Here is a 22,173-nt window from a genome sequence, read left to right on the forward strand (position 1 = left end):
AATTCCAATCGTGCGCGGTGATTTTTTGTGAATGTTGTATTTGCCACGCCGAATGAATGCCATTTTGTTCACGATTTTTTGGCAACATTAATGCTTGGATATTGACGCGCGGACGCTTGGCGCGGCGCCCAGGGGCAGGCCGGAGTCAGAGCGGCAGGCGATGCGGATGGGAGGTCGGACTGCCGTGAACAGGTGCCGGGAGCCGGCAGTGGAATGGAGACGCGGCTGCCGGTGAGGGGGATCGCGCCGCCGCTGTGCGAGGCGCAGAGGATTATTCCGAGAGGTGATCCTCGGTCGCCGCTTCCTGCAGGCCGCGCACCAGGCTCGACATGCTCGGGTTGTCGACGAACACGCAGCGCTTGCCGTGGCGCTTGCAATGGTCTTTCACGCGCCAGTAGGCGCTGTGGCTGATGCAGCCGGTCTGGCAGATGACCAGGTCGGCCGCCGCCAGGCTTGCGTCGAGCTGGCTGCTGCTGTCTTCCAGGCCGCCGTCGTGGTGGGCGAACTGGGCGCCGACGCGCTCGATCATGGTGCGGTACACCGGGATGCTGCTGCTGCGTCCGCCGACACAGAGGACGGCGCGGTTTTCCAGGCGCACCGGGGCCGGGGACACAGGCTCCGGGACGATCTCGATGACCGCTGCGGCGGCCGGTGCCGGCGCCGGGGCCGGGCGCGCCGTCTTCAGTTCGGCCAGCTGTGCGCGCAGCGACTGTTCGCGCAATTCCATCTGCGCCACCCGCTCGGCCAGGCGCTCGCGGGTGTCCAGTTCCGGCACCGCGGCCTGCAGGCGCGCGAGTTCCGCGCGCAGCTGGGCGACCTCGGCATCCTTGGCAATCAAGGCGGTGCGCGCACTCATCAAGAGGGCATCCTGGCGCTCGGACTCGAGCTGCTTTTCCTGCGTCAGCGCGTTGCAGCGCTCCTGCAGGCGCGTGGTTTCGCGTTCCAGCCGCGCGTTATCGCGCACCACCGCATTGAACTTGTTGATGTCGGCGCGCGCGCAGGCGCCGGCCTGGTGCTGCACCATGTGGATGTCGCGGCACATTTTTTCTTCGAGCGAAACGGTGCAGCGCGGATGGGTCAGGCCGGCCCAGAATGCGCCGGCAACATCGCCCGCCGTCACCGCCGCCGTCCACAGCGCCTCGACCTGCTCGGCCGTCCTGGCCGCGCGGAAGCGCTGGATGTGCTGCACATAGCGCCGCTCCAGCTCCTTCTGGACCGCCTCGGCCACCGGCGTGCGCAAGGCGCATTCGCTGACGGTGCCGACGTGGATATCGTAATCGTCGTGCAGCACCCGCCCGCCGGTCACCTTCTCGACCAGCTTGCGCAAGCCATTGAGTGGCAGGCCGACCCCGATCAGCGGGCAATGGCAGGCATGAGAAAGCTCCCACACGCGCCTGCGGCGCGAGCTTTGCCGGGTGTCAGCGGGGCAGGGCTGGGTCGAAGCGTGTTTGTCGCACATGTCGTTCCTCTCGATGCAATGCGTCTGCAAGCCGGGAGGCACGCCCTCCCATTAGATGATAATGATTCTCATTACTATTCTATCGAACTCGTGTCATGACGCAAGCGAAATCTGCAGGTGCCGTCGGTTCCCGCGCCGGCGCGGCGCGGTGGAGCGCTTGCGCGCAGCCGAGGCAGCGTCCTCTGCTACACTGGTCCGACTACCTTTCGTATCGACCATCGCTTGAGCAAGACGCCTCCCTTCGCCGACCTGCCGCCCGTCCTGGCCGGTCCCATCCTGCGCCGTATCGAACCCGGGCGGCTGGTGCTATGGCTGGCCGGCAGCGTGCCGCTCGACCTGACCCTGGTGCTGGCGCCGCGCGATGGCGCCGAACAGCGCATCGTGCTCGATCAGAAAAGCTGCCGTCTGGTGCGCGTCGGCCGTGCAGCCTGGATCCACCTGATCGACGTCACGCTGCTTGACACGCTGCCGCAGGACACGCTGATCGACTACGACCTGCTGATCGACGAAGAGCGCGGCATCGCGCACTGGGCGCCGCACCTGCTGCACCACGGCCAGATGCGTCCGAACCTGGTGCTGCGCAGCCGTATGGACGACATCCTGTACGGCTCCTGCCGCAAGCCGCACCATCCGTCGCGCGACGGCCTGGCGCGCGGCGACGCCCTGCTGGCCGAACGTATCGGGCAGGCCGACGCCCGCCCTGCGCTGCTGATGCTGTGCGGCGACCAGATCTACTGCGACGACGTGGCCGGTCCGATGCTGGCGGCGATCCACGCGCTGATCCGGCGCCTCGGCCTGTACGGCGAGTGCCTGGAGGGCGCGACGGTGGAAGACAGCGAAGCGCTGTACGCCCATGCGAAATGCTATTACCGGCGCGCGGACCTGCTGCCGGGCTTCAAATCGAACGACAACCTGCGCGACCGCTTCTTCGGCGGCACCGAAAAGCCGGTCTTCACCACCGCCAACGCCGACAACCACCTGGTGACGCTGGCCGAGATCATGGGGATGTACCTGCTGACCCATTCGCCGCTGGCATGGCGGGCGGTGGCCGGCATGCCGGCGCCGGCCTGCGCAAGGGACGAAGATTCTGCCGAGCGCTGGCAGCGCGAAAGCGCGATCATCGCGGACTTCCGCGCCGAACTGCCGCAGGCGGCGCGCCTGCTGGCGCACGTGCAGACCCTGATGATCTTCGACGACCACGACGTCACCGACGACTGGAACCTGTCGGCCAAGTGGGAAGCCACCGCCTACGGCCACCCGTTCTCGCGCCGCATTGTCGGCAATGCCTTGACTGCCTACCTGCTGTGCCAGGGCTGGGGCAACCGGCCCGAAGCCTTCGCCGAGGTGCTCGATGAGATGGACGCGCTGTTCGCGAAGCCGGACCACAAGGACCGGCTCGACCCGGTGCGGCAAGACGCGCTGATCGACCGCCTGCTGGCCTTTAACTGCTGGGACTACACGCTGGAGACCGAGCCGGCGGTGATCGTGCTCGATACCCGCACGCGGCGCTGGCGCAACCGGCGCGTGCCCGGGCATCCGTCCGGACTGATGGACTGGGAGTCGCTGAGCGAACTGCAGGTGAATTTGATGGGCAAGAAGGCGGCGGTGATCGTGTCGGCGGCGCCGATGTTCGGGGTCAAGCTGATCGAGGTGGTGCAGCGCATCGCCACCTATGTCGGGCTGGCGCTGACAGTGGACGCCGAGAACTGGATGGCGCACCGCGGCGCGGCCAGCGCCATGCTGAACATCTTCCGCCACTCGCGCACGCCCGGCAACTACGTGGTGCTGTCGGGCGACGTGCATTATTCCTTCGTCTACGACGTCGAGGTGCGCTACAGCGACCGCGTGCCGCACATCTGGCAGATCACCAGCAGCGGCATCAAGAACGAATTCCCGGCGCGGCTGCTGGACTGGCTCGACCGCCTGAACCGCTGGCTGTATTCGCCGCGCTCGCCGCTGAACTGGTTCACCAAGCGGCGCGCGCTGGCGCTCAAGCCGCGCCTGCCGGACCAGCGTCGCAGCGGCGAGCGCCTGTGGAACGGTTCCGGCCTGGGCCAGGTGTGGCTCGATGCGCATGGCCGGCCTGACCGTATCGTGCAGCACAATGCCGATCGACGGCCATCGACCCGCTTCCTGCCTCAGGGGCAGGCGGACGACAAGGATGCGCCGCCTGCCGCCGGCGCGGCCAGCGCCAGCGGGAGCGCGCGCGCCCAGCGGTTGACCGACAGCGAAAAGCTCAGCGCACGCACCTGGTGATACCAGCCGGCCGGCACGTACAGCAGCTCGCCCGGCGCCATGATGACCTCGACCGGCGCCGCCTGGCGCGCCAGCGGAAAGCGGTCATAGTCGGGCGCTTCCGGATCGAACGGCGAGCCGAACAGCATCGGGTTGGCTTCGCGCACGTACAAGAATTCATCGTGGTGCGGCGGTGCCAGGAAGATGCGCTTCTCGCCCCAGACCTGGGCGAAGATGTTGTCGTCGTAGTCGCAGTGCAGCGGCGTCACCGTGCGCGCCGGGCCGATCCAGAAGCGTGGCGGGCCCATCTTGTCGAACCACGACGGCCAGTGGCACAGCCCGTTGAGTTCGCGCAGCTCCAGGTTGCCGACGTAGGGCGGCAGGCTGTCGTCGCCGGTCTGCAGCGCCAGGTAGTCGCGCATCGCCATGTCCTGCATCGCGCGGTCGGGGGCGAAGGCGGTGCCGACGTAGTCGCCCACGCGCGCGCGGACCACGGCGTCGCCGAAGCGTTCGCCCAGCACCTGCGGGGTGAGCGCGGACAAAGGCCAGCGCCCGACCAGGCCGGTGACGATGAACGGCAGGCCGGCCGCGGCGCGAGCGCGGAAGGCCGCGCCGCCGGGGCGCGCGATGCGCGGCGCCTCGGTGAACGCGGGCAGGGTGCGCGCGGCGGCGCGGATGGCGTCGCGCATCGCCGCGATCGAGGCCACGCCGCGCACCTGCGCATCTTTTTCCTCCCGCGTCTGCTTGACGGAGCCGCCGTCCGGCGTTTGCTGGCGCCAGGGGCGGATTGGCGGCAGGCGCGTTGCGGTAGTGGAAGGTGCTGGTGGGGAAGGTGGCGTGGGGTCTTTCTCTGCCGACATACTTGTGTTTCCGGTGGTCTCTACTCTTGCATATGGTAACCGCCGCGCGGCGTCGGCGCCGTGGTTTTGGCCGATTTCGACACCGATGGAACGGCTCTGTTAGTCAGCGCACTGTGGGCATGCGCCTGCGCATTGTACTTTTTGTATCACGACGCAGGTGGTCCGATACTGCGCTCGTGACGGCCCCCACGGGTGGCCGACCGAGGACGGAATGCCGGCCTGGACGATCTCTGGAACTTTTGCGCTAACGCGAGGTCAGGATTACAAGAAACTGACCTGAAGCATAACGCCAATGCCATTGACGCACCGCAGGTCGCTTTCGTTACCGCGTTTGTATCGGACTGAATGAAGCAAGAATGTGTGGATAGTCGATTTTCGGTCTACTCCGCGTTGGTCAAAATTTTTATGAGGGATACATCATGGACAATCAGAAGTCTACCGAAGGTAAAGGCAGCGACATGAACAACGCAGGTTCGAGCATCGGCAAGGATTCGAGCCTGAACAAGGGCTCCACCGCATCGTCGGGCACCCAGCAATCCGCTTCGTCGAGCGGCAACCTGGGCTCGTCGTCGCCAAGCAGCGCGGCCGGCAGCAGCGGCTCGCTGGGTTCGAGCACCTCGGGCAACAGCGGCCTGGGCACCAGCGGCAGCAGCGCCAGCGCCGGCTCGACCGGTTCGACCTCGGGTTCGTCGTCGATCGGCTCGACCTCGGGTTCGTCGTCGACCGGCTCGACCTCGTCGACCTCGGGTACCGGCTCGACCGGCGGCCAGTCGTCGTCGGCATCGTCCGCCGACCAGGCAGCCAGCAAGCTGGGCGAAGCCAAGGATCAGGCCGCCAGCAAGCTGGCCGACGTCAAGGAACAAGCCACCAACAAGCTGAACGACGTCAAGGCCGCCGTGTCGTCGATCACCCCGGAAAAAGTGCATGACAGCATCGACAAGGCAGCGCAGGCCGCCCAGCCGATGGTCGACCGCCTGGTCAGCTCGGCACACGCCGGCGTCGACCGCGTCACCGGCATGCTGAGCAACGCCCAGCAATCGTTTGGCGACCGCACCGGCCAGCTGTCCGAGAAATGCTCGGACCTGTCGGCCCAAGGCAAGGACTACGTGCGCAACAACCCGGGCAGCGCCCTGCTGGCCGCCGTCGGCGTCGGCTTCATCCTGGCCAAGCTGCTGGGTGGTTCGAGCGACCGCGACGAATACCGTTCGTACCGCAACTACCGCGACTGATTTCACAGTCGCCGTGAAGCGCGCCTTCGTGGCGCCTTCCATGCAAAGCCCGGTCGGCAATTGCCGACCGGGCTTTTGTTATTTGGGCGCTTGCCGAAAACGGGGGCGTCGCCAGCAGAGCCGCGTCGATCCGCTTATCATGAGCGCGATGCGGCCATGAGACCGCAACCGATTCGCCCCCGCGGGCGCCCTGAAAGGAATGACATGTCAGTACTGAATCAAAAGCTGGAATGGCGCTACGCCACCAAGAAATTCGACCCGACCCGCAGCGTGCCGGCCGAAAAGATCGAACGCATCATCGAGGCGATCCGCCTGGCGCCGACCTCGAGCGGCCTGCAGCCGTTCGAGCTGTTCGTGGTGACCAATGACGAGATCCGCGCCAAAATCCGCTAAGTGTCGTGGAACCAGGGCCAGGTGACCGATTGCTCGCACCTGCTGGTGTTCGCGGCCTGGGACGACATCACGCCCGAGCGCGTGAACATGATGTTCGACCTGACCAACGAAGTGCGCGGCTTCAGGAACGAAGGCTGGGAAGCCTACCGCCAGCAGCTGCTGGGCATCGTCGGCGCGCGCGGCACCGAAGCCAATTACCAGGCGGCGGCGCGCCAGGCATATATCGGCCTCGGCATCGCCCTGGTCGCGGCGGCGTTCGAGGAAGTCGACGCCACCCCGATGGAAGGATTCGACCCGGAAGCGGTGGACGCCATCCTCGACCTCAAGTCGAAGAACCTGCGCAGCGTGATCCTGCTGCCGCTCGGCTACCGTGCGGACGAGGGCGACTGGCTGGTGAACCTGAAGAAAGTGCGGCGCGAACGCAGCAAATTCGTTACCGAGATCAAGTAAGCGCTAACGCCAACAGCCGGCGCCTTCGTGCGCCGGTTTTTTTCGCGGCGCCATCGGCGCCATCTCCCCCGATTTAACGTTTCCTTAACGTCCCCCTAACGCGGCAGTGACGACAGGCGTCCTAGCATGCCTGCTGCATGAGCCGCGCCTGGATCGTCGATCCATGCGCACCCTTTCCAACGCCGGGCCAATGTGCCGTGGCTGCGCAAGATCACGAATCCATGAATACCGAGAAGCTTCCTCTTTCGCAAGGCGTGGCCGTCAGCACGCGCCAGTCCCTGGCAGCCGCCCCCCGTCCATGGCGCCTGGCCGTACTGGCCGGCCCCTTCGCCAGCCTGCTGGCGCTGCTGCTGGCCGGTCTCCTCATCCTGTCGCTGTCGCGCCTGGCACTGGTCGCCTGGCAATGGCAGCGGGTGCAGGCCGCCGGCATCCTGTCCGGGATCCTGGTCCAGGGCGTGCGCGCCGACCTGATCCTGCTGGGCTACCTGCTGGCGCCGCCACTGCTGCTGGCCCCGCTTCTGGCGCAGCGCCGCAGTTTCGCGCTGTGGCGCAGCGGGACCGCCGTCTGGGCCGGCGCCGCGCTGGTCTTCATCGTGTTCATGGAGCTGTCCACGCCGCAGTTCCTGATGCAGTACGACGTGCGTCCGAACCGCCTGTTCATCGAATACCTGAACTATCCGCAAGAAGTATTCTCGACCTTATGGAACGGCTTTCGCACCGCGTTGCTGCTCGGTTGCGCGCTGACCGCGATCCTTGGCGTTGCCCTGGTGCGGCTGATGCGGCGCACTGCCGCCGCCATGCAGCCATGGCCGGCGCGCCGGCTGTTGCTGGTCTGGCCGTGCCTGTGCCTGCTGGTGGTGATGCAGATCCGCTCGACCACCGGCCACCGCCCCGCCAATCCGGCGCTGTTCGCGCTCAGCGGCGACGCGATGGTCAATTCGCTCATCATCAATTCGCCGTGGTCGGTGCTCGAGGCGCTGCGCGCAATGGAGCACGAAGCCAGGTCGTCCGAGATCTATGGCGAATTTCCGCGCGCGCGCGTCTTCGAGGAAGTCAAGGCCGCGCCCTGGCTGCGCGATGCCGCATTTTCCGATCCCGGGCTGCCGACGCTGCATCATCAGCCAGCTGCGATCCAGCGCGACAAGCCGCTGAACCTGGTGATCGTGCTGCAGGAAAGCCTGGGCGCGACTTTCGTGAAGTCGCTTGGCGGCCTGGCGGTGACGCCGGAGCTGGAGCGCCTCAAGGACCAGGGCTGGTGGTTCGAGCAGCTGTATGCCACCGGCACCCGCTCGGTGCGCGGCATCGAGGCGGTGGTGGCCGGCTATGCGCCGACGCCGGCGCGCAGCACGGTCAAATTGTCGCTGGCGCAGCGCAATTTCTACACGCTGGCCGACGGCCTGGGACGCCAGGGTTACCACACCGAATTCGTGTATGGCGGCGAGGCCCACTTCGACAATATGCGCAGTTTTTTCACGGGCAACGGCTTCCAGAAGATCGTCGATATCGGCGACATGAAGCCATCCTTCGTCGGCAGCTGGGGCGCGTCGGATGAAGACCTGTTCGCCAAGTCGCTCGAACGCCTGGGCCAGCTGCAGGCGCAGCGGGTGGAGAGCGGCAAGCCGTTCTTCAGCCTCATCTTCACCTCGTCGAACCACGCGCCGTTCGAGTTCCCGGACGGGAAGATCACGCTGCACGACAAAGAGAAGCAGACCGTCAACAACGCGGTCAAGTATGCCGACCACACGCTGGGCGATTTCATGCGCGCCGCCAGGAAACAGGCCTACTGGAAGGACACCGTGTTCCTGATCGTGGCCGACCATGACAACCGGGTCTACGGCAACAGCCTGGTGCCGATCAAGAAATTCCATATTCCCGCGCTGATCCTGGGCGCCGACATCGCGCCGCGCCGCATCCAGCAAATCGCCAGCCAGATCGACCTGGCGCCGACGCTGCTGTCGCTGCTGGGCGTATCCAGTACGCATCCGATGATCGGGCGCGACTTCGTCAAGGATGGCACGTCGCCGGGGCGCGCCCTGATCCAGTACAACGACGTGTTCGCCTATCTGGACGAAGCGGGCGCGACCGTGCTGCAGCCGGGCCACGCACCGCTGGCGGGCAGCTACGACGCCGTGCGCGGCGAATTTTCCGCATTCACCGCTCCCGCCGGGCAGGCCCGGGTCGACCAGGCGATGGCGCATGTGATGCTGCCGTCGCTGCTGTACCGCGAGCAGCGCTACCGGGTGCCATAAGCAGTGTCACGTGCCAGGCGGCCGGCGCCAGGCATCCGGCGTCACTGCGGCGCCGCGCCGCCTGCCATTGCAGCACGAAGATCACCCCCAGCACGATCGTACAGGCGATCCACATCGACCACAGCGTGTGGGTCAGGAAGTGGGCGCCGCGCATCTGCTGCAGCCAGCCGCTGGCGCCGCCGAACGCCAGCGCCGTCAGTGCGACCAGGAGCGCGCCACGCCGGCGCGGCGGACGCGCCGGCAGCCAGTACACCGCCAGCGCCACCAGCCACAGCGAAGCCGATGCGTGGCCGGCCGGCAGGCAGTGGCCGGCTTCGATACCGGCCGGCAGCGCGTCGAACAGGCGCAGATAAGGCTCCTTGCCGCCGTAGCGCGCCAGATCCCACGGACAATGCGACACGCTGGCGCGCTTGAGCAGGCTGACCGTCAGCGGCACCAGCAGCGCGCATGTGGCGACCACGCGCAGCCGCAGGCGCGCCAGCGCATCGCGCCGGGCGCGCGGCCGGGCCAGGTCGAGTACGGCGGCGCCGATGAAGGCCAGCGCCGCCAGCGTCGCCAGCGCCTTGAGGACGACATGGTTGAAGGTGGCGGCCAGCGGGGCGTCGCGCCATGGAAAGGTGCGCGCGCCGGCGTCGTACAGCCAGTCGGCCAGGCGCAGGTCGATGTCGCTGTACTGGCCGATCCAGGCAATCGCCGCTGCCGTCAGCGCCAGCAGCGTTGCGAGGAAAGCGCCGCTGCGGCCATCGAGCAGCCGTGGGCGGGCGGGGTGGTCGACCTCACGCATGCGCCGGCGTGCGGATGCAGGCATGGAACAGATCCAGGCGCGGATTGAGCACCGCCGTGCGGATGTCGAGCATCCCCAGCACCGAATGGAACACGTTGTCGTGCGACAGCGCCTGGCCACGGCGTGCGTTCAGGCAGGTGCGATCGATGCCGAAGCGCGCGCTGAAGCCGTCCGACATCCACAGCATCATCGGCACCCGCGTCTGTTCGCTTGGCGCCAGCATGTAGGGCGCACCGTGCAGGTAGACGTTGTTTTCGCCCAGCGACTCGCCATGGTCGGAAAAATACAGCAGCGCCGTGTCGACATCCTGTTCGCGCGCGAGCGTTCGCAGGCGCTCGATGGCGCTGCCGAGCACATGGTCGGTGTACAGGATGGTGTTGTCGTAGGCGGCCTGGATCGACGCGCGCGAGCACTTCTCGAACCGGCCGCCGTCGCACACCGGCCCGAAGCGGCCGAAGCCTTGCGGATAACGGCTGGCGTAGGCCGGGCCATGGCTGCCTTTCTGGTGCAGCACCAGCACCGTGTCCCCGGCGCCGGCGCGCACCAGTTCGGGCAGGCCGTCGAGCAGGCGCTCGTCGTAGCACTCGTCACCGCGGCAGCGGCTGTCGTTCGGCGTCGGGCGCGACAGGTCCTGGTAGGCCACCCGGTCGCACACGCCCTTGCAGCCCGAATTGTTGTCGCGCCAGAGCACCTTCAGGCCGGCATGCGCCAGCACGTCGAGCAGGCCTTCCTGGCCCGCCGCCCTGGAATGGCTGTAGCCGTCGCGCCCCAGGTTCGAAAACACGCAGGGCACCGACACCGCGGTGGCGGTGCCGCACGCGCTGACATTCGAAAAGTTCACCAGGCCGTCGACCCGGGAAAGGCGCGGGTTGGTCTGGCGCGGGTAGCCGTTGAGCGAGAAGCTGGCGGCGCGCGCCGTTTCGCCGACCACGATCACGGTCAGGGTCTTGCGCGTCTGGCCGGCCCAGGCCGCGCCCTTGACCGCGTCGCGGCCGAGCGGCGCCACCACCACCGGCCGCGCCCAGCGTCCATGCAGGTAGCCGTGCACCGCCTGGATCACATTGGTCGGCACCAGCAGGAAGCGCAGCTCGCGGTGCTCGTGCAGCGCCGGCGCCAGGTTCTTGAACAGGCACATCAGCAGCAGCGCGGCCAGCGCCAGCGAGCCGCCGGCGATGCCGGCCTGCCGCAGCAGGCCGCGCACGCCGTGGGCGAAGCGGATGCGGGCGCGCGCCACCCACAGCGACGGCAGCACGCCGAGCACGGCGACGCGCAGCGCCAGCCGCCAGTCGAGCAGTTCGAACGCCTCGCGGGTATCGGTCTCGAACACGTTCTGGATCATCGCCTTGTCGATCACGATGCCATACGCGGCGATGAAGTGGCTGGCCACCGCGGCGCCCAGCAGCAGGGCGATCAGGACCGGCTTGGCCACATAGCGGAAACTGGCCGCGGTCAGGCAGGCATTGAAGAACAGGACCACGATCAGGAAGGTGCCGGCCAGCAGCGGCAGGCTGGCATACGACAGGCCGCCGGCGGCGCCGATGAAGGCCGACCAGAAGCGGGCGTTGGCAGCTGCCGCCAGCAGCAGCGCCACCAGCGCCACCACGATGGACGCGTCGATGCGTCGTGCGAAAAATTTGTTCACCCAGGGACCCCATTGGACACGGCGGCGACCAGCCGCCGCCTGTCGCTCAGGATAGGCAGGGGCGTGTCAGGCGCCGGTCAAGGCGGCGTCAGGATCGCGTTAGGATTGCCCGAGCCGCGCCGGCCCGGCGTCCTGGGTGGCAAAGGTGATGGTGAAGCGGCTGCCGCCGCCGCTGCGCTGCTCATACTCGAGCGTGGCGCCCAGGTATTCGCAGATGCGGCGCACCAGCGACAAGCCCAGGCCGGTGCCGGCCGAGCCGCTGGACGGCGCGCCGCGTTCGCCCGGCTCGCCTGGCTCGCCGGCGTCGAGCGTGGCGCGCACCGCCGCCGGCAGGCCGGGGCCGGTGTCGTCGACCACCACCTTGCCCGGCTCCAGCCATACCGTGACGGCGCCGCGCTCGGTGTACTGGCAGGCGTTGCGTACCAGGTTGCCGATCGCCGAGATGCATAGTTCGGCCGGCGCGCGGACCTCGATCGCGGCGTCGCCGGCGCAGCGCAGCACGACCGGCTTGTCCGCCACCATCGGCTGCAGGCGTTCGGTTTCGCGGCGCGCGATGTCGCCCACCGAGACCGGGGCCAGGCGCGCCAGTTCGGGCGCACGCGCCAGCAGCAGCAGGACGTTGACGCATTCGGTCGCTTCCCGGGCGGCGCGGTAGATGCGCTCGGCCGGGGCGCGGCTGGCCGCCATCGCGGGGTCGTGCAGCATGACCTCGGCCGCGCCCATGATCACCGTGAGCGGGGTGCGCAGCTCGTGGCTGACGTCGCCCGTGAAGAAGCGTTCGCGGTCGAGGAAAGCGCGCAGTTCCGAGGTATGGGCGTCGAGCGCGCGCGCCAGGATGCCCAGTTCGTCCTTGCGCCCGGTGAGCGGCAGGCTGGCGCTGCCCTGGCCCACGGCGTCGGCCAGTTGCTGGATCGGCGCCACGATGCGGCGCCCGACGAAGCCGCCCAGGCTGGCGGCCAGCAGCAGGAAGCCGAGGAACAGGGCGCCGAACATCGAGTACACCACCAGTTCGACCTTTTCGTAGTCGCTTTCGTAGTCGACCACCACATACGGTCCGCGTTCAGCGCTGCCCGACAGCACCTGCAGCCCGGTGCCGTCGACGTCGACGCTGGACACGCCAGTCGGCAGGTGGCGCAGCGCCGGCGGGATGGCGTCGCCCTGGTGGAAGCGCAGGCCGGCCGGCAGGTCGACTTCGAGGCCGGCGGCGTGGCGCGGCACCGCCCACTGCGCCACGTCGGCCAGGCGGTTGTCGACCAGGTGCACCTCGATGCCCTCGATCGCCAGCGCGGCCAGCCCCGCGCACAGGAGCGAGAGCACGACGCCGAACAGGACGAAGACGGCGATGATGCGCCGGCTGAGCGAATCAGCCGCGCGCATCGGGCCCGGCGCCGGTGGCAGGCGTGGACGCCTCGGGCAGCACCAGGCGGTAGCCGACGCCCGGCACGGTGTGCACCATCGGCTGCCCGAACGGCTTGTCGAGCGCCTGGCGCAGCGCGTGGATATGGGTGCGCAGGGCGTCGCTTTCGGGCCGGTCGTCGCCCCATACCGCCTGTTCCAGCGTCTCGCGGGTGACGATGCGCGGGGCCGCGCCCAGCAGGCAGCGCAGCAGGGTGTAGCCAGTTTTGGTCAGCGTGATGCGCTCGCCGTCGCGCGACGCTTCCTGCAGCTCGGGGTCGAACGCCAGCGGGCCGAAACGCAGTGCGCTGGACAGCGCGTGGCTGCCGGCGGCGCGCCGCTGCAGCGCGCGCAGGCGCATGTCGAGTTCGATCATCGAGAACGGCTTGACCAGGTAGTCGTCGGCGCCGCTGTCGAAGCCGGCCACCTTGTCGGGCAGGCTGTCGCGCGCGGTCAGCATCAGCACCGGCGTCGCCAGGCGCAATTCCGAACGCAGTTTCTGGCACAGTTCCAGCCCGTTCAGGCCGGGCAGCATGATGTCGAGCACGATGACGTCATAGCTGTTTTCCGACAGCAGGGCCAGGCCCGCATAGCCATTGCGGGCCGAGTCGAGCGTGTAGCCTTTCGGCTCCAGGAAACCGTACAGGTTGGCCAGGATGTCCGGATTGTCTTCGACGATGAGGATGCGCATGGCCGATATTGTAAGGGCATTCGTGCGCCCGGCGGAGCGGGCGCACAGCCTCAGCCCGGAGTGTGCTGTTCCACCTTGGCCGGCGCCGCGGACGCCTGCTTGCGCCGCAGGCGGCGCGTCTGGCGCTTCATCCAGCCCTCGAAGTCGTCGACGTAGGTGTACACCGCCGGCACCACCAGCAGGCTCAATAGCGTCGAGGTGATCAGGCCGCCGATCACCGCCACCGCCATCGGCGAGCGGAAGCTCGGGTCGCCCGACAGGCCCAGCGCCAGCGGCAGCATGCCGGCGCCCATCGCGATGGTGGTCATCACGATCGGGCGGCTACGCTTGTGGCAGGCGTCGACCAGCGCTTCGAACCGGCCCATGCCCGCTTCGCGCGCCAGGATCGCGTAGTCCACCAGCAGGATCGAGTTCTTGGTCACGATCCCCATCAGCATGATCAGGCCGATCATGGTCGGCATCGACAGCGCATTGCCCGTCACCAGCAGCGCCACGAACGCCCCGCCGATCGACAGCGGCAGCGCCGCCAGGATCGTCACCGGCTGCATGAAGTCCGAGAACAGCAGCACCAGCACGCCGTAGATACACAGCACGCCGATCGTCATCGCCACGCCGAAGCTGTTGAACAGCGCCTGCATCTCCTGGGCGTCGCCCAGCTCCGCGATCTGCACGGAGGAGGGCAGCGACCCGAACACCGGCAGCGCGCGCGCCTCGGCGTTGACTTCGCCCAGCGAGCGGCCCTGCAGCTCGACGTCGAGCGTGACGTTGCGGCTGCGATTGAGCCGGTCGATCTGGGCCGGGCCGCTGTCGACCGTGATGGTGGCCACGTTCGACAGCAGCACCGGACCGTTCGCGCCGGGCACCGTCAGGCGCCCGATGGCGTCCAGGTCGGCGCGCACCGCGTCCGGCAGCTTGACCCGGATCGGCACCTGGCGCTCGTCCAGGTTCATTTTGGCCAGGGATTGATCGTAGTCGCCGGCGGTGGCCACGCGCACCGTCTCGCCGATCGAGGCGGCGGTGACGCCGAGATCCGCCGCACGCGCGAAATCAGGACGCACGATGATCTCGGGGCGCACCAGCGAGGCGCTGGAGCTGACGTTGCCGACGCCGGCCAGGGTGCGCAGCTGGCGCTCCGCCTCGCGCGCGGTGGCGGTCAGCGCCGCCGCGTCTTCGCTGCGCAGCACCAGCTGCAGCTTGGTGCCGGTGTCGGGCGCGCCGACCGTGAAGCGCGCGCCCGGAATCGGCGCCAGCGCTTCGCGGATGCGGCGCTCGATGTCGTCCAGGCCGACCTTGCGCTCGTCGCGGTGCACGGTGGTGAGGGTCAGCACCGCGCGCCGCGCCTCGGCCGCGCCGCCGGGAGCAAAGGCGTCGCCGCTGGAGCCGCCGCCGATCGAGCTGAATACGCTCTTCACGCCGGTGACCTTCATCGCTTCCAGGCGCACCCGCTCGGCGACCGCGCGCGTTTCGGCCAGGGTCGAGCCGGGCGCCAGCTCGACGTTGATCTGGGTCTGCGAGCGGTCGTTGGGCGGCACGAAGCCGGTCGGCAGCAGCGGCACCAGCGCCAGCGAGCCGGCGAAGAACAGGGCCGCGCCCAGCATGGTCAGGCCGCGATGGCGCAGGCACCACTGCATGACGCGCAGGTACCAGCGCATCAGGGCGCCGTCCTGCGGCGCGTGGCCGTCGCCGCCCAATGGCTTCTTGGGCGCCTTCATCAGGTAGGCGCACATCATCGGCGTGAGCAGGCGCGCCACTAGCAGCGACGCCAGGATCGCCAGCACCGCGGTCCAGCCGAACTGCTTGAAGAACTTGCCGGGGATGCCACCCATGAAGGCGGTTGGCAAGAACACCGCGACCAGCGCGAAGGTGGTGGCGATCACCGCCATCCCGATCTCGTCGGCCGCCTCCAGCGCCGCCTGCATCGGGGTCTTGCCCATGTGGAGGTGGCGCGAGATATTCTCGATCTCGACGATCGCGTCGTCCACCAGCACGCCCACCACCAGCGCCAGGGAAAGCAGCGTGACCATGTTGAGCGTGTAGCCGAACAGGTACTGGCCAAGAAAGGCGGGGATCGCCGACAGCGGCAGCGCGGCGGCGGCGATCAGGGTGGCGCGCCAGTCGCGCAGGAACCACCACACCACCAGCACCGCCAGCAGCGCGCCTTCGTACAGCATGTGCATCGAGGCGTCGAAGTTCTCTTCGACCGAGAACGAGTTGTCGATCACTTCGTGCAGCACCAGCTTCGGGTTTTCTTTCTGCAGCTGGGCCACCGCTTCGCGCGCGCCGGTGGCGACGTCGATCTCGCCGGCGCCGCGGGTGCGGAAGATCTCGAAGGCGACCACCTTCTTGCCGTCCTGTTCGGCCAGGGCGCGCGGTTCGGTGACCGTATCGAGCACGCGCGCCACCTGGTCGAGGCGCACGTGGCGCCCGTCCGGCAGCGGAATGTCCATTGCCGCCAGTTCCTGCGCAGTGCGCACGGTGGCCAGCGTGCGCACCGATTGCTCGGCGCCGCTGACGTCGCCGCGTCCGCCCGGCGCTTCGCGCTGCACGTTGCGCAGCTGGCGCGACACGTCCAGCGCCGACACGCGCAGCGCGGCCATGCGCGCATCGTCCAGTTCGACCCGCACTTCGCGCGCCACGCCGCCGACGCGTTTGACCGAGCCCAGGCCCGGCACGCTCAGCAGGCGCTTGGCGACGTCGTTGTCGACGAACCAGCTCAGGTCCTGGTCGTCCAGCCCCGAGCCCTCGCGCGCGGCGACGGTGAAGGTGGACACCACGCGGCCGGCGGTGGTGGTCTTGGTCACGCTCGGGTCGCGCATCTCGGGCGGCATGTCGGCGCGCACGCGCGAGACCGCGTCGCGCACGTCGTTGACGGCGTCGGAGGGATCGCGCTCGAGGATGAATTCGACGGTAACGGTGGCCACGCCGTCGAGCACGCGGGTATAGATGTTCTTGATCCCCTGCAGGGTGGCGATCGAGTCTTCGAGCTTGCGCGCGACTTCGGTCTCGAGCTGGGCCGGTGCGGCGCCATCCAGCGTGGCGGTGACGGTGACGATCGGCAGTTCGATGTCGGGGAAGTCCTGCACCTTGCTGGCCTTGAACGCCAGCAGCCCGGCCACGGTGAGCAGGGCGAACAGCATGATCGCCGGGATCGGGTTGCGGATCGAAAGGGCGGAGAAATTCATCGGGTGATTACCTAACTGAGCTTACTTGGCCGCGGTGGTGCGCGCGGCCGCCGGCGCTGGCGCTGGCGCGGCCACATTGCGCACCAGGTCGCCGTCGTTCAGGAAGCCGGCGCCGCTGACCACCACCGGCACCTCGGCGCTCAGGCCGCCGGTGATCTCGATGCGGTCACCCAGGCGCCGTCCGGTGCTGACCTTGACCTGGTTGACGCGGTTGTCGGCGCCCAGGCGGAACACGTAGCTGAAACCGTCGCGCACGGCGACCGCCGCCTGCGGCAGCGTCAAGGCGTTCGACGCGCCCAGCTCGAAGCGGCCGCTGGCGAACATGCCGGCCTTCAGCGGCGCGTCGCTGGACAGCGACGGCGGCAGGTCGACGTAGACCAGCGCGATGCGGGTCTGCGGATCGACCGACGGCGCCACGGTGCGCACCTTGCCCGCCACCTCGACCCCGCTGGCGGCGCGCACCACGGCGCGGCTGCCGGCCTTGATGCGGGCCAGGTCGGGCGCGGTGATCTCGGCGCGCCATTCCAGGCGGCCCTGGCGGATCATGCGGAACATCTCGGCGCCGACGCCGACCACGGCGCCCACGGTGGCGCTGCGCGCCGAAATCACGCCGCTGTCGGGCGCCACCACCTGGGTGTATTTCAAACGCAGCTGTTGCTGGGTCAGCGTGGCCTTGGCCGACTGCACGCGCGCGTTGGCGGTGCGCTCGGCGGTGATGTACTGGGTCACCTGCTGGGCGCTGAGCGCGCCCGAGCTTTCCAGCTTGCGTGCGCGCTCGGCGTTGGCGAAGGCCTCCGAGGCGTTGGCCTGGGCTTCCTGCACCGCGGCGCGCGCCTGGTCGACTTCGGCGCGCACGGTCTCGTCCGAGAACACTGCCAGCACCTGGCCTTTCTTGACCACGTCGCCGACGTTGACCCGTACCTCGGTCAGGCGCAGGCCGCCGGTCTCGCTGCCGATCACCGCTTCCTGCCAGGCGGCGATGCTGCCGTTGGCGTCGAGGCGGATCGGCAGGCGGGTCGCGCTGGCGCGCGCGGTGGTGACGGTCAGGGCCGGGCGCGGGGCGGCGGCCTTTTCGTCCTTGGCAGTGGCGCCGTTCGAGGTGGCCAGCGCGACCAGCGCGCACAGGGCAGCGGCGCCTGCCGCCAGGGCGAGGGCACGGGGATGTCGGATCGTTCTCATGGTCTCTAACACTTTTGGGTAAGCAACTAAGTGTAGCAAATGGCGCCTGCCGGACGGCGGTGCACGCGCTGTCATTACAAACAATTACAGCTGGCGGTGGAGTCGCGGTGGAGCGGCGCGTGATGGTTCGACCGCAATCGGCCGCGATTGATGCGGGAGGCTGTTGCGACTAACTCACACAACAATGTGGGAAAGAGCGTTTTGATCTAACTCAAACACACGAAATATCGTGAAGATCGTGGCCGAAAAGGTGGAAAGCGGGTCATTGCAGCATGGCGCAGTGCCGCAAAATGTGTCGAAAGCTGATCTTGTTAGAGGGCTTCCTCTATTGAAACAACAACCGTAGTTCTACCGTATTGCACTGCACAATAAGTTGGGCTATATTGGAACCGTCTCCTCCAGTTTTCTCCGAAAATTGGATTCCCGCCCGCAAACCCCCAGGTTTCGCGGGCGTTTTTTTTGCCTGGATCGTGGAAATACCGCAGCTGCGTAGGGTTGGCGGCTCCGCCGCCGACGCTGTGATAGTTAGCAGCAAAATCATCCGCGCGAGGTCGGCATCCGTAACAATCACCGGAGGGCCGGCCGCCGCGTCGGCGGCAGAGCCGCCAACCCTACATTGCGATACCGCCAGACGTGGATCAGGCGTTCTCGCCCTGGAAGCCGTCGGCGCGCCAGGTCAGCACCAGCGTGTCGCGGTGGCCGTGCTCGCCCAGCGGCTGGATCGGCGTCGATTCGTGGATCACGGCGGCGTCGTCGAGCAGCAGCATGGTCCAGGGTTCGAGCATGGTGAAGCGCTGGCCGTTGGGACCGTCGGCGTCGAACACGCGCGTCTCGCCGCCCTTGATGCTCTCGCGCTTGACCAGGATCACGGCCACGAAATCGACGCCGTCGCGGTGCGCGCCTTCCGGGGTCGGGCGGCCGATGCCGTCGGCGGTATCGATGCGGAACTGGTGCGCCTCGACGTACCACTTGCGCTGGCCGCGCACTTCCGAACACACGCCGCCCAACGCGCGCAGCAGGCGCTCCCAGCAGGGATTGGCGACGGTGTCGCCTTCGACCGGCGCGAACAGGCGGTGCATGCCGCCGTGCAGGGCGTTGTATTCGACCGGCTGCCAGTGGGCGCGGTGCGGCGTCTGGCTCAGGGTAGCGCCGTCGTCGATGAAGCAGGAGTGGCGCCGGCGCCGGTAGCGGCCGCCGTCCTTCAGGTAGTTGTCCAGCTCGAGCCGGTTCCAGCTCGGCGCCAGGGTGTCGAGTTCGGCGATGCCGCAGCCGGCCAGAGCAGCGACGTCGGAAGGACGCAACAGGGCGTAGCCGCTGTCGCGCAGGGCGGCCGTCAGTTGCGACGGCGCCGTATAAGGAAGGTGCGAGGGAGGTTGCGAAGTAGTCATCCGGCTAGCGTAGCATTTTTCATCGACGCCGGTCAGACCCTGGCCGGTTCTTGACCGGTGTCAAACGAAGCGGGCGCGGCCTTGAACACAAAGCCACGCCGCGCCGATGTTCAGCGCGCCGGCTGTTCCAGCTTGCGGCGCATGAAGGTCAGCGAGTGCACCACGCCGCCGTCGTTGATGTTGACGGTGTTGACCTGCTCGGGCAGCAGGTCCATCAGCACGCCCTGGCGCACGGTGACGGTGCGCGACAGCGGCGACTTTTCCAGCTCCTGGTAGATGGTCACGCTCTGCGCGTCGACCGTCATGCCGACCCATTTGACCGGCAGGCGCGCGCCATCCTTCCCGGCCAGCCAGAACTGGCTCTCGATGTACTTGCGCAGCACCTGCTGGTCGTCCGGGTCGCCCAGGTCGAACTGGCGCCCGTGCAGGGTCAGCAGCAGGGCGTCGATGTCGTGCGCGGTGTAGCTGTGGACGATCTCGGTGCTCTTGGTGCGCGCGTTGTACGAGATGTCGGTCATGCCGAAGTGGAAGCGGTGCGCGCTCGTTGCCGCGCTCACGCACAGCAACAGGATCGCGAACACACTTTTCAAACCATGCAGTCTCATTCGGCAGCCTTTGGAAGGGCGTTCTTCAGCGGCGTACGCGCGTCACGCATCAGGTTACTTGGATCGGTGTTGGTCTTGAACAGTTCCAGGCGCGAAGGCGTCGGCTTCCTCGGCCAGCTGTTGTTGCTGACGTCGATGTCGGCGGTCTCCCAGTACGGGTCCTGGGTCAGGCCGACGATCGGCTCGTCGGTGATGAACAGCTTGGTGATCTTCGTGGGCGAATAGCGCCACACCTCGGCCGGGATGCGCTCAATCGTCTTCTTGCCGCTCTTGAGTTGCAGCTCGACGATCAGCGGCATCACCAGGCCACCCTTGTTCGAGAAGTCGACCAGCGTCAGGTGCTTGCCTTCCTTGAGCAGGTCTTTCTGCCAATCCTCCAGGCCGGCCATCGTTTCGGCATACTTGTTGCGGTCCTTGTTGGTGACCGTGAACTCGTCGTTCTCGTTGTAGAAGTCCTTCAGCTCGGGATGGGCATCGACGCGGCGCGCCATACCTTTATTCCGCTGGTCGGTCACCGACAGCGGCTGTGCGGCCTTCTGCGCGCGCGCCCAGGCTTTTTCCACTTCCGGATCTTGGCTCGAGACCGTGTATTCGGTCATGCCATCGACACTGATGTCGACCGCGTCGGTGGTGTAGAACCAGCCGCGCCAGAACCAGTCGAGGTCCGTGCCCGACGCGTCTTCCATGGTGCGGAAGAAGTCGGCCGGGGTCGGACGCTTGAACTTCCAGCGCTCGCCGTATTCCTTGAACGCGAAGTCGAACAGCTCGCGCCCGAGGATGGTCTCGCGCAGGATGTTCAGGGCGGTGGCCGGCTTGGCATACGCGTTGTTGCCGCGCTGGAGGGTCGATTCGGCATTGGTCATGATCGGCGCCTGGTTGGTGCTGCGCATGTAGTCGACGATGTCGCGCGCTTCGCCGCGGCGCGCAGGGTAGTTGGCTTCCCAAGCGTCTTCGGCCAGGAACTGCAGGAAGCTGTTCAGGCCTTCGTCCATCCAGGTCCACTGGCGCTCGTCCGAATTGACGATCATCGGGAAGTAATTGTGGCCGACCTCGTGGATGATCACGCTGATCAGACCATACTTGGTGGCGCGCGAATAGGTCAGCTCACCGGTTTTGGCGTCCTTGGTCGGACGGCGGCCGTTGAACGAGATCATCGGGTATTCCATGCCGCCCACCGGGCCGTTGACCGAGATCGCCACCGGATACGGGTAGTCGAACGAGTACTTGTTGTACTGCTCGATGGTGTGGACCACGGCCGGGGTCGAATACTTTTCCCATAGCGGATTGGCTTCGGCCGGGTAGTAGGACATGGCCATCACGTCCTGCTTGCCGCTCTTGATGCCTTGCGCGTCCCAGATGAACTTGCGGCTCGAGGCGAACGCGAAGTCGCGCACGTTCTTTGCGTTGAAGCGCCAGGTTTTCATCGTGCTGGCGCGGCCTTTTTCGGTGGCCATCGCCTCGGCCTGGGTCACGATCATGGTCGGCTTGCCGGCGGTCCGGGCCTGCTTCAGGCGGTCGCGCTGGGCCGCGGTGAGCACGTCGCCGGCGTTCTGCAGCTCGCCGGTGGCGGCCACCACGTGGTCCGACGGCACCGTGATCTGCACGTCGTAGTCGCCGAATTCGAGCGTGAATTCGCCGTCGCCCAGGTATTGCGCGTTCTGCCAGCCGGCTATGTCGTAGTAGGCCGCCATGCGCGGGAACCACTGCGCGATCTCGTAGATGTCGTTGCCGTCCTTGAAGCGCTCGAAGCCCATGCGGCGGCCGAGCACGTTCATCTCGGGGATGTTGAATTTCCAGGTGATGTTGAACGAGGTGCGCGCGCCAGGTTTCAATGGCTGCGGCAGGTCGATCCGCATCATGGTCTTGTTGATCACGTGCGGCAGCGGACGGCCATCGCTGCCGGTCACGCTTTGAATGTCGATGCCACCGGCGAAGGTGCGCGACTCAAGCTGGAAGCGCAGCGCCTCGAACTTGACGCCATCGTTGCCGCGCGCCTGCCACGCGCTTCGCGAAGGCAGCGTCGAGATATTGCGGTTGTCCGAATCGCCGCGGAACATGTTCTGGTCCAGCTGCACCCACAGGTAGGAGAGCGTGTCCGGCGAATTGTTGTGATACGTGACGGTGCCCGAGCCGCTGACCGAGCGCGCATTCTCGTCCAGCGTCACGCGCAGCTTGTAGTCGGCGCGCTGCTGCCAGTAGGCGTGGCCCGGCGCGCCGGACGCGGTGCGGGTCTCGCCCGGCGTCGGCAGCAGTTCGTCGAGCTGGCGGAATTTGTCGTCGAAGGCCGGACCGGCGGCGTGGGCGGTGAAGGCCAGGCCGAGGGTAATGGCGGCGAGGCTGGCGTGCAGGGGCTTGAGCATCATGTGGGGCAGGCTGGAAATGAAAGCACCGGCCAGCGCATCGGATGACGCACTGCCGGTGTGTGTGCGGGC

General features: G+C 67.5%; 14 protein-coding genes and 1 pseudogene. 4 read left to right on the forward strand and 11 right to left on the reverse strand.

What is annotated here, in order from left to right; all coding sequences use genetic code 11:
• Positions 1–271 precede the first annotated feature (271 nt).
• The gene (locus tag QPK27_RS00680) at positions 272–1,459 is read right to left on the reverse strand and encodes a DUF2325 domain-containing protein (RefSeq protein ID WP_290416271.1); all 1,188 of its coding nucleotides are present in this window, start codon (positions 1,457–1,459) and stop codon (positions 272–274) included.
• 222 nt (positions 1,460–1,681) lie between these two features.
• Here QPK27_RS00680 and QPK27_RS00685 point away from each other — a divergent pair, with 222 nt between their 5' ends.
• Positions 1,682–3,715, forward strand: coding sequence for an alkaline phosphatase family protein (locus QPK27_RS00685; protein ID WP_290416272.1), 2,034 nt, complete (start codon positions 1,682–1,684; stop codon positions 3,713–3,715).
• Here the strand turns inward: QPK27_RS00685 and QPK27_RS00690 are convergent.
• Positions 3,598–4,554, reverse strand: a complete 957-nt coding sequence (locus tag QPK27_RS00690) for a cupin-like domain-containing protein (RefSeq protein ID WP_290416273.1) — start codon at positions 4,552–4,554, stop codon at positions 3,598–3,600. The genes QPK27_RS00685 and QPK27_RS00690 overlap by 118 nt on opposite strands.
• 419 nt (positions 4,555–4,973) lie before the next feature.
• Between QPK27_RS00690 and QPK27_RS00695 the strand changes: the two genes are divergently transcribed.
• The 3 genes and pseudogenes from QPK27_RS00695 (at position 4,974) to QPK27_RS00705 (ending at position 8,875) form a co-directional block, all read left to right on the forward strand.
• Positions 4,974–5,783, forward strand: a complete 810-nt coding sequence (locus QPK27_RS00695) for a hypothetical protein (protein WP_290416274.1) — start codon at positions 4,974–4,976, stop codon at positions 5,781–5,783.
• 204 nt (positions 5,784–5,987) lie between these two features.
• Positions 5,988–6,626: pseudogene (locus QPK27_RS00700) on the forward strand (NAD(P)H-dependent oxidoreductase).
• A gap of 221 nt (positions 6,627–6,847) precedes the next feature.
• Entirely contained in the window at positions 6,848–8,875 is a 2,028-nt protein-coding gene (locus QPK27_RS00705; RefSeq protein ID WP_290416275.1) for an LTA synthase family protein, read from the forward strand.
• On the opposite strand, the gene QPK27_RS00710 is transcribed toward QPK27_RS00705, so the two are convergent.
• From QPK27_RS00710 to QPK27_RS00750, 9 genes are all read right to left on the reverse strand, one after another.
• Entirely contained in the window at positions 8,778–9,683 is a 906-nt protein-coding gene (locus QPK27_RS00710) for a phosphatase PAP2 family protein (RefSeq protein ID WP_290416276.1), read from the reverse strand. The two genes, QPK27_RS00705 and QPK27_RS00710, sit on opposite strands and share 98 nt — an antisense overlap.
• Positions 9,652–11,301, reverse strand: coding sequence for a phosphoethanolamine--lipid A transferase (locus QPK27_RS00715; protein WP_290416277.1), 1,650 nt, complete (start codon positions 11,299–11,301; stop codon positions 9,652–9,654). The genes QPK27_RS00710 and QPK27_RS00715 overlap by 32 nt, the downstream gene beginning before the upstream one ends.
• 99 nt (positions 11,302–11,400) lie before the next feature.
• Complete coding sequence (locus QPK27_RS00720; protein WP_290416278.1) at positions 11,401–12,678, reverse strand: HAMP domain-containing sensor histidine kinase; 1,278 nt, start codon at positions 12,676–12,678, stop codon at positions 11,401–11,403.
• Positions 12,665–13,387, reverse strand: coding sequence for a response regulator transcription factor (locus QPK27_RS00725; RefSeq protein ID WP_290416279.1), 723 nt, complete (start codon positions 13,385–13,387; stop codon positions 12,665–12,667). The genes QPK27_RS00720 and QPK27_RS00725 overlap by 14 nt, the downstream gene beginning before the upstream one ends.
• A gap of 50 nt (positions 13,388–13,437) precedes the next feature.
• Positions 13,438–16,569 (reverse strand): efflux RND transporter permease subunit, encoded by a 3,132-nt coding sequence (locus QPK27_RS00730; protein ID WP_290416280.1) that lies wholly within the window; start codon positions 16,567–16,569, stop codon positions 13,438–13,440.
• Positions 16,570–16,590: 21 nt separating this feature from the next.
• Entirely contained in the window at positions 16,591–17,748 is a 1,158-nt protein-coding gene (locus QPK27_RS00735; RefSeq protein ID WP_290416281.1) for an efflux RND transporter periplasmic adaptor subunit, read from the reverse strand.
• 638 nt (positions 17,749–18,386) lie between these two features.
• Entirely contained in the window at positions 18,387–19,136 is a 750-nt protein-coding gene (locus QPK27_RS00740) for a 2OG-Fe dioxygenase family protein (protein ID WP_290416282.1), read from the reverse strand.
• Positions 19,137–19,246: 110 nt separating this feature from the next.
• The gene (locus QPK27_RS00745; RefSeq protein ID WP_290416283.1) at positions 19,247–19,741 is read right to left on the reverse strand and encodes a DUF6702 family protein; all 495 of its coding nucleotides are present in this window, start codon (positions 19,739–19,741) and stop codon (positions 19,247–19,249) included.
• Positions 19,738–22,104 carry a M1 family metallopeptidase gene (locus tag QPK27_RS00750; RefSeq protein ID WP_290416284.1) on the reverse strand — a complete coding sequence of 789 codons (2,367 nt, stop codon included), beginning with the start codon at positions 22,102–22,104 and terminating at the stop codon, positions 19,738–19,740. Before QPK27_RS00750 ends, QPK27_RS00745 begins: the two co-directional genes overlap by 4 nt.
• Between the last annotated feature and the right edge of the window lie 69 nt (positions 22,105–22,173).

This window comes from Massilia sp. YIM B02443, from assembly GCF_030411955.1.
In the GTDB taxonomy this organism is placed as follows: Bacteria; Pseudomonadota; Gammaproteobacteria; order Burkholderiales; family Burkholderiaceae_D; genus Telluria.

Excerpts from the sequence above, each read along its gene's own strand:
- QPK27_RS00680 (WP_290416271.1), bottom strand. The coding sequence starts at position 1,459 with ATGTGCGACAAACACGCTTCGACCCAGCCCTGCCCCGCTGACACCCGG.
- QPK27_RS00690 (WP_290416273.1), bottom strand. The coding sequence starts at position 4,554 with ATGTCGGCAGAGAAAGACCCCACGCCACCTTCCCCACCAGCACCTTCC.
- QPK27_RS00695 (WP_290416274.1), top strand. The coding sequence starts at position 4,974 with ATGGACAATCAGAAGTCTACCGAAGGTAAAGGCAGCGACATGAACAAC.
- QPK27_RS00705 (WP_290416275.1), top strand. The coding sequence starts at position 6,848 with ATGAATACCGAGAAGCTTCCTCTTTCGCAAGGCGTGGCCGTCAGCACG.
- QPK27_RS00710 (WP_290416276.1), bottom strand. The coding sequence starts at position 9,683 with ATGCCTGCATCCGCACGCCGGCGCATGCGTGAGGTCGACCACCCCGCC.
- QPK27_RS00720 (WP_290416278.1), bottom strand. The coding sequence starts at position 12,678 with ATGCGCGCGGCTGATTCGCTCAGCCGGCGCATCATCGCCGTCTTCGTC.
- QPK27_RS00725 (WP_290416279.1), bottom strand. The coding sequence starts at position 13,387 with ATGCGCATCCTCATCGTCGAAGACAATCCGGACATCCTGGCCAACCTG.
- QPK27_RS00730 (WP_290416280.1), bottom strand. The coding sequence starts at position 16,569 with ATGAATTTCTCCGCCCTTTCGATCCGCAACCCGATCCCGGCGATCATG.
- QPK27_RS00735 (WP_290416281.1), bottom strand. The coding sequence starts at position 17,748 with ATGAGAACGATCCGACATCCCCGTGCCCTCGCCCTGGCGGCAGGCGCC.
- QPK27_RS00740 (WP_290416282.1), bottom strand. The coding sequence starts at position 19,136 with ATGACTACTTCGCAACCTCCCTCGCACCTTCCTTATACGGCGCCGTCG.
- QPK27_RS00745 (WP_290416283.1), bottom strand. The coding sequence starts at position 19,741 with ATGAGACTGCATGGTTTGAAAAGTGTGTTCGCGATCCTGTTGCTGTGC.
- QPK27_RS00750 (WP_290416284.1), bottom strand. The coding sequence starts at position 22,104 with ATGATGCTCAAGCCCCTGCACGCCAGCCTCGCCGCCATTACCCTCGGC.